This is a genomic window from Candidatus Berkiella aquae (genome assembly GCF_001431295.2).
GTDB lineage: Bacteria > Pseudomonadota > Gammaproteobacteria > Berkiellales > Berkiellaceae > Berkiella > Berkiella aquae.
The window spans coordinates 174,031-187,039 of the sequence record NZ_LKAJ02000001.1 but is presented as its reverse complement, the minus strand read 5'-3'; the positions used below and the strand labels follow the sequence as shown (position 1 = coordinate 187,039).

General features: G+C 39.5%; 13 protein-coding genes. 8 read left to right on the top strand and 5 right to left on the bottom strand.

Annotation, left to right across the window (positions count from 1 at the left end; all coding sequences use genetic code 11):
* Positions 1-1,098: a hypothetical protein gene (locus HT99x_RS00850; RefSeq protein WP_075067787.1), complete on the bottom strand. Its 1,098-nt coding sequence runs from the start codon at positions 1,096-1,098 to the stop codon at positions 1-3.
* Positions 1,099-1,250: 152 nt separating this feature from the next.
* Here HT99x_RS00850 and HT99x_RS00845 point away from each other — a divergent pair, with 152 nt between their 5' ends.
* Positions 1,251-1,598, top strand: coding sequence for a tRNA-binding protein (locus tag HT99x_RS00845; RefSeq protein WP_075067788.1), 348 nt, complete (start codon positions 1,251-1,253; stop codon positions 1,596-1,598).
* Between the two features lie 4 nt (positions 1,599-1,602).
* Here the strand turns inward: HT99x_RS00845 and HT99x_RS00840 are convergent, their stop codons facing one another.
* Both HT99x_RS00840 and HT99x_RS00835 read right to left on the bottom strand, forming a co-directional pair.
* Positions 1,603-2,586 carry a transposase gene (locus HT99x_RS00840; protein WP_259565054.1) on the bottom strand — a complete coding sequence of 328 codons (984 nt, stop codon included), beginning with the start codon at positions 2,584-2,586 and terminating at the stop codon, positions 1,603-1,605.
* A gap of 95 nt (positions 2,587-2,681) precedes the next feature.
* Complete coding sequence (locus tag HT99x_RS00835; protein ID WP_075067510.1) at positions 2,682-2,909, bottom strand: hypothetical protein; 228 nt, start codon at positions 2,907-2,909, stop codon at positions 2,682-2,684.
* Positions 2,910-3,357: 448 nt separating this feature from the next.
* On the opposite strand from HT99x_RS00835, the gene HT99x_RS00830 reads away from it, so the two are divergent.
* The 7 genes from HT99x_RS00830 (at position 3,358) to HT99x_RS00800 (ending at position 11,195) form a co-directional block, all read left to right on the top strand.
* A complete protein-coding gene (locus HT99x_RS00830) occupies positions 3,358-4,113 on the top strand; it encodes a hypothetical protein (RefSeq protein WP_139016651.1) in 756 nt (251 codons plus the stop codon).
* 90 nt (positions 4,114-4,203) lie between these two features.
* Positions 4,204-7,008, top strand: coding sequence for an alpha-amylase family protein (locus HT99x_RS00825; RefSeq protein ID WP_075067512.1), 2,805 nt, complete (start codon positions 4,204-4,206; stop codon positions 7,006-7,008).
* A gap of 92 nt (positions 7,009-7,100) precedes the next feature.
* Positions 7,101-8,330, top strand: coding sequence for a hypothetical protein (locus HT99x_RS00820; RefSeq protein WP_075067513.1), 1,230 nt, complete (start codon positions 7,101-7,103; stop codon positions 8,328-8,330).
* A complete protein-coding gene (locus HT99x_RS00815; protein WP_075067514.1) occupies positions 8,320-9,234 on the top strand; it encodes a metal ABC transporter solute-binding protein, Zn/Mn family in 915 nt (304 codons plus the stop codon). The genes HT99x_RS00820 and HT99x_RS00815 overlap by 11 nt, the downstream gene beginning before the upstream one ends.
* A complete protein-coding gene (locus tag HT99x_RS00810; RefSeq protein ID WP_158003423.1) occupies positions 9,227-9,976 on the top strand; it encodes a metal ABC transporter permease in 750 nt (249 codons plus the stop codon). The genes HT99x_RS00815 and HT99x_RS00810 overlap by 8 nt, the downstream gene beginning before the upstream one ends.
* Position 9,977: 1 nt before the next feature.
* Positions 9,978-10,418: a transcriptional repressor gene (locus HT99x_RS00805; protein ID WP_075067516.1), complete on the top strand. Its 441-nt coding sequence runs from the start codon at positions 9,978-9,980 to the stop codon at positions 10,416-10,418.
* 234 nt (positions 10,419-10,652) lie between these two features.
* Positions 10,653-11,195 carry a hypothetical protein gene (locus tag HT99x_RS00800; protein ID WP_075067517.1) on the top strand — a complete coding sequence of 181 codons (543 nt, stop codon included), beginning with the start codon at positions 10,653-10,655 and terminating at the stop codon, positions 11,193-11,195.
* A gap of 24 nt (positions 11,196-11,219) precedes the next feature.
* Here HT99x_RS00800 and HT99x_RS00795 read toward each other — a convergent pair whose 3' ends face one another.
* Both HT99x_RS00795 and HT99x_RS00790 read right to left on the bottom strand, forming a co-directional pair.
* A complete protein-coding gene (locus tag HT99x_RS00795) occupies positions 11,220-12,383 on the bottom strand; it encodes a toxic anion resistance protein (RefSeq protein ID WP_075067518.1) in 1,164 nt (387 codons plus the stop codon).
* A gap of 8 nt (positions 12,384-12,391) precedes the next feature.
* The gene (locus HT99x_RS00790; protein WP_139016652.1) at positions 12,392-12,970 is read right to left on the bottom strand and encodes a hypothetical protein; all 579 of its coding nucleotides are present in this window, start codon (positions 12,968-12,970) and stop codon (positions 12,392-12,394) included.
* Between the last annotated feature and the right edge of the window lie 39 nt (positions 12,971-13,009).

Below are 13,009 nucleotides of genomic sequence, written 5' to 3'. Positions count from 1 at the left end.
TTATTGTATTCCGCAACCTATTCCTTTTTCAGCATCAATTTCCAGACTGAAATATCGATTGAGTAATGGTGCAAAATCGTCCTGATTTATATTATGTTTTAATGCATGTTCTGCAAGCACTTGATTGAGCCCTGCATTTTGTAAGAAACCACAAACCTTTGCCATTCTCTTGCTCACTTCAAGAACGGGATGCGAACGATTTTGCATCCAAACACCCCACTGCGCATCATCACGTGGTTGAATTGCTTGCACACCTTGATTGGTCATTTCAAAACGTTGACCGTAGGTATCTTCAATTAAATAAGTTGCACCTATCATCTCATCAGGATATACCGCGGCATTAAGCCCGAGTTTAGCTTGTCGAGTCTTAAGATCCATTGGAAAATCGATGATTTGTGTTGGGAATTGTTCTTTTAATTTTTCAAAGATTTCAATTTGTACTTTGGTTCGACCTGACGAAACAACCGTACCATCTTCCGCTAATTTCTCTTCACGTTGAGCACCATCATAAGCCGTTATTAAAACACCACCTGCAGCCAAATAATCGCGGATAATCGCAGCTCGGGATAAAGTTAAATTGCGGCGTGCATCATCTTTTATAATTTCTTCGGCAACCAGTTTCGGGGTCGGGGTGCCATCCGTAACGCAAGGCGTGGCAATCATTGGCGTATGGATAATCCAAATGGATTTGGCAATACGTCCCAGATCTTTTACCGCATTTAATCTATCAACAATGACTTTTTCTGATACGGTTTGTAACTCAACATAAGCCTTACGTATAACCTTATCTTCAGCAATCGCGGTACTTGAACTTGGAACGCTTGAACTAGAAGAACTCGTTTGGGTAGCTTCGGCTGTTGTCGTACCAGTTGCTTTTGCCACATCATCCACTGCTTTTCGTTCCGCAGAAGCTTGTATGGTCACAAAAACATTACGCGCTTGTTTGTCTAATAGATGTTTTCTGACAACAAAACCCTTCGCCTTGATTTCACCTAAAACTTCTTTACCACTCTCACGTACCGCCTCATCTGTTATCATTTGAGGATTATCAAACACTGCCATGGTAAATGATTGTAATTCTTCTAAAAGTGAACTCATTTGCTACTCCAATCCAGTTTTTTTACTGGCGTCAATCATAGCAAATCATCCTACTTAGAGGGAAGTAGTCAAATCTTGACATCAGACTAAATTACCTATTCAATCATAGGACATCCATATTTTTATTTCCCCCTTTCATCTCAGGAGAAGTCATGAGTCATCATTCAAATATTATTGATTTTAATGATTTTACAAAAGTAAGAATGCACGCAGGTACTATCATTACTGCAATCATGAACCATAAGGCTCGCAAACCTGCTTATGTATTAGAAATTGATTTCGGAGATTTAGGAATAAAGACAAGTTCTGCACAGATTACAGAACATTACTCACCAGATGATCTTATTGGATGTCAAATTATTGCTGTCATGAATTTTATGCCCAAAAATATCGCTGGCATTACTTCTGAAGTGCTGGTGCTTGCTTGCGTATCGAAAGAAAATGGTACTATCTTGTTACATCCTTCAAAGCAAGTACCTAACGGCAGCCCAGTCTTGTAGAGTGTTATGCAATACAATAACTATTTCTTGCCGTGCTGATGCCCTTGGGTCCATGATGTCGTCTCTCACAATTGAACTCAAGTAATATAGCACTATGTCCAATGGCATAAGAAAAGCGATTTTGTAAATGTTCAACCATGTTAACCCACTCTTTAGAATTCAAATTTAAACGAGATAATATCGGTAATACTTTTTGAGGGATCACACCTCTTTTTCCTTCACGTATTACACGTCCTGTTGAATCAACTAAATCTAGATAATCCTTTAATGCAAAATCAATCTTTGGCATTCGATGTTGGTGAGGTGTTTTTAATGGCATTAAGTGCTTTGGTTGTTGTGTTTTATTAATAGCTTTCTTTTGCTTTAATTGTTTAGCCAACATCCGCAAACGTTCTTGAATGGAAGTAAAATCAGAAGTTTCTAATGCTTCAGCTGTTTTAGCACGAATAGGATTTAAATCGACATAAGCCATGGCACTTAAAACTGCTCCTTCATCTAATAATGCTTGGGATTTAAAGCGTCCTTCCCAAAAGCGACCTTTGGTTTCATCTTCCTTATTTGATGCTCTTGCAATTTTTTCATTTAGACAACGCATAAACCAACTAATATCCATTAAACGATGCCGCCATAAAGAGACTTTATAAGCTGCTTCCTTCTTTGAATAGCTGCTTAATGATTTTGCATCTTGAGGAAAAATCTGGCCCCAGCGTGACTGCACTTCTTCTTCGCTCCATTGCGAAGCCAATGTGTCATTAACAAATAAGACGAGATGATAATGATTACTCATGACGGCATAAGCACAGATATGAATAGCAAAAATATCAGCTAAATATTTAATTCGTGAGACTATCCAATCTTTACGATAGGAATAATCTTTTCCTGTCTCCTTATTATGACCGCATAAGTAAGCACGGCGCACGCAGCGGGTCATGCAATGATAATAAGGCGTAGCGCTTAAATCGATTTGATGGGAGCGAGCGGTTGTCATACATCAACATCCTGTACTGCAATATGTGTAATATAAACACAAAGAGTACAGATATCAACTTGAATTTTTGGATGTCCTGCAATTAAAAATTCAAGTTAGAAGCAATGATAATTGCAATAATATAAGGCATGCGTTATGCCTAATTCATATGCTTCTTCTGAAGACAAAGAGGAAAGATCGATAGCTTCAAAAGTTAAGCGAGTATGAGTGAGAAAATAAGTTTCTATTGCCATGATTAAAACAGCAGTCCCTGCTAATGCTAAAACAAGTGCGGCGTCTCCACCACTGACATGATAGATTTCTTCTGAATTTAATATATTCATTAAATTATTTGCTCCTGCATCTTACTCTTTTATCATAGACCTATAAGCGGATTTCATTGCTAATTTATCTATAGTTGAGCAAAATATTTTTGAAGCCAATGGTTGCAATTTTTCAATCTATTTTTACATGTGCATAATAAAATAAATTGCTCTTGAACACGGCAAATTTAAGCTGTGCATTTCTCGCAAATGAAAAATGATATATTACTGAAATCATCCTGTTATGAATTGATCAAGATTATTTAATATCTGATGTGTAAGTTCCATCGCAATCAGTTATTCATAGGAAAGTATACACGTAATTTTAATCTCTAGCGTGAGGCCATCAACTAACATTATTCTCGTTGATATTCACCTAAAGTAAATTATGCTCTTAAATTGATATCTTTTTGATTCAAGAGCGCATCTTCTCTATAATAGTTGGTTATCGTTTTAGCTTTGGATATTAATGATGTATAGCGGCCCTGCAAGTAGTGCCTTAAATTATGATGAAGCACCTGAGGTAGGGGCTCCTATATTGCCTTATTTTCAAGCCGGACAAAATGCTCTCGTTGATACACAAAAATCGGTTCTGAAAAGCTATTTTGAAAAACATCTCCTTCCTCATTTTGAAGATTTTGTTGCCGCTGCGCCAAGTAGTCATCCTGATATGCGTCCTCTGCGTCAATTTATCATTATCAAAGCTGTTTCCTTATCTTCTCATACATTCGAACAGTTATTAGCAAAATATTATCCAATCGTTACTAATACAGACAACACTTTCATTCAAAACGTCTCTTTCAGAAATGTTTTGCTCGCATTTAATAAATTGTGTTTAGGTGAAATCGATATTAATCATGCGTTATATAACTATGTTTTTGATCCACGATACTCGCCAACAAAAACCAGTTCCCCTACCAAGCGAAATCTAGTAACCGCATTTCTTCACCAAAAGCTATGCAAAAAATTCCCTAGCTCTTCCTACGTAAATGATCTTTTGGTCAAACACGCCCTTTCATGGATAGAGCAAGCTGATATGCCAAAGCACATGACACTGATGCAAACAGCGCCTCCTTCTATTGAGTGTAGCCCTTATTCAACTGATGACGAAAAGCTTAATAGCGATGATTTAGAAAGCAGCGAAGATCCTGACAGCGACAGCTCTGTTGATGAAAGTCGTTCAAAGCCTTCCTCTTCTACTTGTAAACGCCTTTTTTTTGGTTAAACACAAACCGCTTATCTGAAAAAGTTTTGTCTGTTGTCTAATGTGTTAAAATAATTTACCTCACTCTTTTAGTTAGTTAGAAAAACCATTATGTTAAATGCTCCTTCTGCTGGCAATGGCAATCTGCGTTGCTATAACATGTTTCCTGCTCATTTCAAAAATATCGACGAAATGACAAAATATTTATCTCGCCTTCATCAATATCGTATTAATGCAGTCTGGATTAATCCTGTTCATCTCTCTGGTGAATTCGTACTCAATAAAACGGACATGTTGACAGGCCAAAGCCAACAACTAAAAGGCAGCCTCTATGCCATGGCTGATGCGACTTTAATTGATCCACGATTTAGTGTCGTTGCGCGTGACGAAGAAGGAGACATGACTCCTACGCGAAAACAAATTAGAAAGTTGGGTAATTACGATCCTAAAATTATTGAACAATGTAAAGACTTACGACTCAAGCTAAGAAGGCTTAAAATAAACATCTCGCAGAAAGAACAAGAAGTTGCTCGCAATACCAGCTCTAATAAAAGAAAAAATTCAAGCGAAGTGGCAAAAACAATTACCTCTCTTAGCTCACAACTCACCACATTAGAGACTAAAAAACATTCGCTCGAAGAAAATTATAATCACGTAATGGCTCAACAACAAACCTGGATCAGGCTGTTAGATAGCCGCGCGATGAAGGCTTTTACAACACGTGCTAAACAATTGGGTATTACACCCATGTTTGATGTGGTGCTTAATCATCTTGCTGTTGATGCACCCTTCATTGAACAAAATAAAGAATTATTTAACTTTGATGATAAAACATATCCTGACACTACCGCATTTTCTTATAGCAAATTGCTAGGCACACTACGAGGTGCACCTTATCCTGTTGCGGAACAAGAACTCGCTCTACAGCAAATTCCTCAGATTATTAATGTTTATTGGCGCCCATTTATTGATCTCTACGTGAAGCAGTGGGGATTTAGTGCTGCTCGCATTGATTGTGTAGGAAAAATCCCTCAACAACTACGTTCTGCTGTTTATGATCTCATCCGCCAAGGCGTTGCAGAACAAGAGAATCCTGGGCCTGTTATTATTCTTGAAGAGGCCTTATTCTCAAATATGACACCTCAAGAATTTGTAAGCAAAGTAAAAAATGCTGGCGCCACCCATATCACCGGCAGTTCCTATTATGCTGAACGCGAATGGCATGGTGGCTTAAGAGGTAATTATAATCAGGAAGATTATTATAAACAGACGATGGCGCAACATGGTGTTGTGAACTTTACTGGAAATCATGATCATTACAGTTGTGCAATGACCGTTTGTCGTCAACTTGCTTTTGAAAGATTGCGTGACAACCAATCATTGTATGATTCTTATCAAGCGTTCATACAAGAAAAAGAGACTGCTAATTATGCCCCACTGTCCGAAGCGGCTTTAGAGGTTATCAAATCAACCTTTATTCATTTCTATGTGCAACAAATTATCGCTGAATTACATGACCCTGATCATTACAATGATACCATTAATCGTTTTGGTATCGCCTTCAGAGATCGATTTTTAACAAATGTGTATGCAGGCAGTGGTGGTTATTTCATGCTATCGGGGGATGAATTCGCAAGTTTCGATCAGCCTAGCGTTTTTATTCGTGCTAACGGTGAACCCGTATACCCCAATAAACAACTTGGTATTTTTACTTCACCCCTTAAAAACATCGCAGCACGTGTTGTCCATGATATGGCAGTGCAAGCAGTGACTAACAAGAAATTCAATACGGTTTTTACAAGATTAACCGCAGCTGATCAAGAAATATTTCTGAGTTCTTTTATCGCCAATATTTATAATGAGCTGAATGCTGGCATTGAAAAAACAACCGATAGATTTTGGGATGCCATAGAAAGCAAAGCAGATGCCATCTCTCCTGCTATGCGTGATTATTATGATATCCCCTGTTCTTTTGAAAACCGCTGGAATGCACCACAAAGTTTACAAGCTTTTGCTAGCGTTGGCTTTTTAGCCGAAACTAACAATATTATGAGTAGACTGCCTCCCAGTAAAATAGGGTTCTGGTCAGAAATCTTTAAAGCGGTTAATAACGAAATTTTAATCGCTGTGAGACTCAATGGACCCGGATATGATGCACGCCCTGATGTTATCATCCAAAATATGAATCCGCATAAGCCGATTCATTTTAGCAGACAAGATTTGGAAAAAATTGCACTTTGGTTACAAAAGCGAGGATTCCCTCAAGAAGATGCAAGCTCTGTCGCTCAACAATCTGCAGATTATCATAAAGCATATGGTTGCATTATGGGTTCAACGACCTATCAACAACGTCCAGCCAATCTTTATTTTGCCGGTCGTCTTGAACTGGATAGTGATATTGAAGAGTATCATGTTGATATTGATGGCACTCAGCATACTTTTGACATTGTTGTTGAACCTTTACCTGAACAACAAGAACCATTGTTATCTCCGGCGCTACCCAAAGTCATTCCTGAGACCTATTCAAATGAAATCTTAAAGTCTATTTTCGGTAGTGCGATGACTGGCCAATCACCAACACTTGAATTACTTGATTCACCACAAACAGAACAAAATGATGTTTCTAAAGATTTACTCCTTCGTTTTAGTGCAATGAAATTGCAATGCGCTATGCTGCCCGAGGTACCAAAATCAACATCGACGCCCGTCGCAACTTCTTCTGCATCGCATTCAGAATCAGAAAGCAGTGATTTTTTTGATAGCAGTTTTGATGATGAGAATAAGTCATGGAGTGATTGCTCGTCCGAAGGCGGTGAAGATAGAGGCATGGCTACTTTTGATGAGGATTCTGATGAAGATGAACTCTTAAGGGATATTCGTAAACTCTCAGGTCAACGCTCTGCCTTTTTTAAATAAACAATGGGATGCCAATGGCATCCCGTTTCCTTTCAAATTGTTATGTTGTAACATACCAACCCGATAATAATAACCATTGAGGGTCAAATTACGTGCGCGGTCAGTTGCTTAAATTTATTTTGCTTAGTCTACCTACTTTGCTGCTAGCGCAGGAATCAACTCAAGTTAACCATTCCCATTCTTTTAATCCCCAACTCTCATTGGTATTAAACGGCGGTTTTACTTGGTCAAGCTTTGATCCGGATGATTATTATTTACCCGGTTTTCAACGTGGCAATGAAGCAACGATCACCCCACCCGGGTTTGCCATTAATGAAGCTGAACTTAACATTCAATCAAGCATCGATCCCTATTTTTATGGCAATGCGACCATTGCTTTACATCAACATGATGGTGATGTCGAAATTGATCTCGAAGAAGCCTATATTCGCACTCAAACTCTTCCTTATGGGTTTGCTGCCACCGCTGGACGTTTTTATTCAGGCTTTGGTTATTTAAATCATCATCATAAACATCAATGGGATTTTGTTGATCCTCCCCTTATTTATAGAGCCTTTTATAATAATCAATACTATGATGATGGTGTGCAATTACGTTGGCTTGCGCCTACGCCTGTCTATTGGGAACTAGGAGCAGAAGCGTTCCCTGGTCAAAATTTTCCTGCTGCAGGTTCAGGTAACCATTTAGGATCTTGCAGTCTTTATACCCATATCGGCGATGACTTTGGGCAAAATAGTAGTTGGTTATGGGGAATTTCTTTCCTTCATACCGCCCCCAGTGAAAGAGAAGCTTTGCTACAAGGTGGACATTATCACGATCATCACCACGAGCATGGTCACGAACATGGTGATTTTGCCTTCTCAGGAAAAAGTAATACTATCGGCATGGATGTTATCTGGAAATGGGCTCCCAATGGCAATCCTTATGCACGTCAATTAACCTTACAAGGTGAAATCTATCACCGAAAAGAAAAAGGATTAGTTGCTCTGGATGCCGATGAAGCCAGCACACTCATCAGCAATCAAAATGGCTATTATATGCAAGCTATTTACAAATTTATGCCACGTTGGCGAGCAGGGCTTCGTTACGACAGATTATGGAGCAGCAACCAAGGTAACGATGAAGAAGTTCTCACCGAAACATTCTTATTGCCTAATGGATATCAACCGCATCAAACAACGGCCATGATCGATTTTAGCCCAAGCGAATTTAGTCGAATTCGTTTCCAGCATAATCTCGACCATTCACTTCCTACGCTTAACAAACAATATATGTTGCAATTTATCGTTAATTTAGGAGCGCATGGTGCACATGATTTTTAAAAAAATAACCTTATTTTTATGTGCACTAGGGTTTTCATTGCCCGTTTTTGCAAACTTAAAAGTATTTGCTTGTGAACCAGAATGGGCAGCCTTAGTTAACACGCTAGGCGCGCCACATGTAAGCGTGACGCAAGCGACCACCGCATTACAAGATCCTCATCAAATCGAGGCGCGTCCAAGCTTAACGGCTCAGGCTCGCCGCGCGGATTTAATCGTTTGTACCGGCGCAGAACTAGAGAGTGGTTGGTTGCCGATGATACAAGCAAAAGCCAATAATCCTAAAATTCTCAGTGGACAGCCTGGTTATTTCATGGCGGCTGATTATGTAAAATTGCTTGACGTACCTACCTCATTAGATCGTATCCACGGTGATGTCCATGCCAGTGGTAACCCCCATATTCAACTGGATCCTCGCAATTATCTACCGATTGCTAAAGCACTCAGTGCAAGACTTTCCCAGCTCGATCCTAAGCATGCCAATGCCTATGAGGCAAACTATCAACATTTTAAACAAGATTGGGAAAAAGCGCTGATTAGTTGGCAGCAACAAGCAAAACAATTACAAGCGATGCCTATTGTGGTTTATCATCACAGTTGGATCTATTTAAATGACTGGTTAGGTTTAAAGCAAGTGTCAACTTTAGAGCCAAAACCTGGGATCCCACCCTCAGCTTCACATCTTAGCAATCTTTACGCTCAAATCCAGGATCAAAAGATAAAGGCTATCATTTGCTCGCCTTATGAATCACAAAATGCAGCGAAATGGTTGAGCCAAAAAACCAATATTCCTGTTATTGTTTTGCCTTTTACCGTCGGTGGCTCTAAAGATGCTTCCGATCTGAAAGCCTTGTTTGATGTCACCTTAGCACAATTATCGATGGCAACAGCGCATGATCATGGATAATTTAACTTTATGGCTGCCTGCCTGGTTGGCAGGTTGTCTTGTGATGTTAACGCATGTGCCATTGGGGCAACGAGTATTACAACAGGGTGTGATATTTCTTGATCTAGCAATAGCACAGGCAGCAGGGCTTGGCGTGATCATTGCCTATGCGCTTGAACTGAATACGCAGATCTATGCCATACAAGCCATTGCTCTTATCAGTGCTCTTATCATGGCTTTCATTTTCCAATTACTAGAGAAATATCAAAGCCATCATCTGGAAGCTTGGATAGGTTGTAGCTTTGTGATTACCGCCAGTATCGGTTTATGGATTTTATCGGGTAGCGCGCATGCAGGAGAACATCTTCGAGAAATTTTGATGGGACAGATCTTATGGGTAACCCCTTATCAACTTAGCATCACACTCTTATTTTACCTTTTTGCTAGCATTTTATTGTGGTTCAATCGTCAGCATTTTTATCTCATCTTTGCTATTTGTATTACTGCCACCGTGCAACTGGTTGGGATTTATTTGGTATTCGCTACTTTAATTATGCCGGCTTTAGCAACCGCCCACTTATCTTCTGTATCCAATAAATTATGGCGCGGGTATGGATTATGCTTATTTGCTTATACTTCTGGCATTTTATTATCACAATGCTTTGATGCACCTGCCAGCCCGATGATTATTATTAGCATGGCGGCTGGAACTATCGGTTTATTATCCATCCATTACTTTAAGCGTCGTATTGCTGGAGTTTAATGTGCAGCTAAATATCCAACAACGAATAGAGATTGCTGAAGCGATTTGTCGAAAACAAAGCGTCAAACTCACTCCTTTGCGCAAAATGTTGCTAGAGATCCTTTATGAGCAAGCCATCCCATTAACGGCCTATGAATTGCTGCGTTTAATGCGCGAACATAATCCTAAAACAGAGGCAATGACAGTTTATCGAATTTTGAGTTTCCTGGAAGAACATCAGTTAGTTCATCGCTTGCATAGCTGCCAAGCTTATGCAGCATGCAATATGCCAGAGCATGAGCATCATGCCCAACTATTGCTTTGTGAGAAATGTCATCGCTCAGAAGAAATCGCAACGCCTGCCTTAAAGCAATCCATTGATACTATTCTCAAAGAACATTCTTTTTGCTTTTCTAGAAAATCGATTGAAATTTTTGGGATCTGCCAAAGCTGTATTGCTTAATCTTAAAAATAGGACACCCAATTCTTTTGTCCTATTTTTGGTTAAATAGGACATCCAAATAGATTTTTTTGGGTGTCCTATCTCACCTATCTCAATTTTAATTTTGATTGCTCACTATACTCTAATCTAAAAAGGGATGGCCCCATTTTTATTCGAACTTTTTTTGGGTGTCCTATTATTTTTCTTTATGAGATGTGTTAAAAAGCCTCAGGAATTTAGAGAAGGAGTTATTCTATGGCATGGGGCACTATTCCTTGGTACGACGCGGCTGAAAGTACACTTAATAGCTGGTTGCAACCTATCACTCATACCTTTCAAGGTGGCATCGTTCCAGGTATTGAAACCGTCACCAGCGCATCCTGGCTTTTTATGCAAACACATCCCTTACTGAGCATATCTGCTGCTCTCATTGGCACGGGTGTACTTATTGCTTATCGACGCCGAGGAGTGGGTATCGGGCTAGGGCGAGTATCTGTCAGTGCTGAAAACTTCTTAGGACATTTTCATGCTGACGCAGGGTTTGGTCCCAGTCCTAAAAGTCAGCTGAAAGAAATAAAACAAAACCTCACAACTGTTATGACAAAGCTTAATATGACCGCTGCTCAAGCGGCCATAAACCAACAAACCAATTCACAAAACAACTTAACGCTTTTGAATGCATTTACTGAAAATCAAAGAGCAACGCAAGGTGAGTTAAGAAAACTAACCGCTGCAGCAGCTGCGACTCAAGAAGGTGTTGCTGAATTAGTTAAGCACCGCCGAACAAAATCGACATAACGTTATCAAAGAACACAAGAGCGGTTAGTCTTTGCGCTCTTGCCGCTCAATCCGTTTTAAAGGTTCAGCGGTTTCCTGAATTAAATGGTCAAGATCTTTAATGACATTGGCCATTTCAGGCAAGGCTTTCTGACGGAAGGTGCTAATATCATCAATCGCACTTTTCAAATCATTTAGAGCAGATTTTAGAGCGTTCACATCGATTTGTGCGGAAGCGGCACCTTTATGAATTTGGGTGCCTTGGGTTTTTAAACGCTTGGCACTATCAGCAATTAATTTAGCGGTTGTTTCATTAATCTTCTCAACCTTTTGCAAGACTTTTTCTTGATTTGCCAGCGCCAACGCAATGGTGGTTGCGTTCCGTAAAGCGGTGATAGTGACATTCAGCGCACGATTAACCCCGCGCACCAGTTCTTTGTTATTGCGAATTATTAATTCTGTTGCCACAATGGATTGTTGTGTTACCGCAAGCTGCTGCTGCAAATCGATAACGCGTTGTCTCACAGGGAATAACATATATTCATCAATAATCTTGCCTTGGCTGGGATCAGAACTTTTCAAAGCATTACTTTTGGCATCTAATTTTTGATCGACTGAATTAGCAAATACCAGCGTTTTTTCTAGTTGATCGCTGGTTTTCCAAAATTCTTTCTGATCTTCACCTAAGGTAATATTATCGCGTAATAATTGATCTCGGCCTGCCTCCAGTGAGTGTACAATCGCATCAATCACCGTTTGCGCACTTTCAAATTTGGTTATATATCGTTTAATGGATGAGCCCACACCAGGAATGTAGCCTAAAAGACGTGAAAACCAACCCGGTGAAAAATTCACTTTTTCAGGATCTAGTGATTCAACCGTCATTTTTAAATCAATCAATGCATTGGCAACTTCGCCCCCATCTTCGGCACGGCGTGACAAAGTGGAAATGGGTTGCTTGAGCATATTCATCTGCTGCGCTGATTGACGCTGAAGATCGGTACCAATATTTTCAACTTTGGTAATTGATAATTGCTGACTTTCAATTTGGCTTAAATCATTGGCTAATAAAGCATTCACAAACTCATCTGCCGTGAGTGCAATTTGTTGCTGTTCGGTTGGAGCAACATGTTCTTTAAGCAACAGATCCTGCTTCACCTCTTGGGTTGAAACCAATTGTAGCTTTTGTGATTCATCTGTATTTTCCATGATGTATCCTAATAAAGTTTGGCACGTTCAGTCATTGATTTAATATTATCGAGCAAGAAATCGATTGTTTTTTGATCTGGACCTGTCAGATTTTTAATATCTGATAAATTCGTTACCAGTTCATTCAACTTGTCTAAAAGCGTTTGATTAAGTGTTAATAGACCTTCAGTCCGCTGGATGTAATCTTGTTTCTTTGGTGTGTTTTGGCTAGCAACACTATCAAGTGCTTCTAATAAAGGGACTATTTTCGATAGATTATCTGCCAAGACACTATTGGTTTCAAAAAGTGTCTTTTCATAGCGCTCAAAGGTTAATTCTCCTACCGCAAATTTTTGCCGCAAGACGTCAAAGCTTAGTTTTCCGAGTTGACGGCACATCTGGTACTGCGCTGCTAAACGTGTGCCTAAATCATCTACATTTTCTAGATATTTACACCAGCTGATCTTAGGTTGTAATAATAGCAATGGTAATTGATCAGCGTCTTCAAGGGCGACAGGGGAGGAAGCTTGTGCTCGTTGGCGATGGTAGACTTTATAGGCAATCACACCCATAACAGCAACCAACAAAACGACTATAATCTCTATCAATATTTATCCTAGTGCTTTCTTTAATAGTGTTGTTTAACT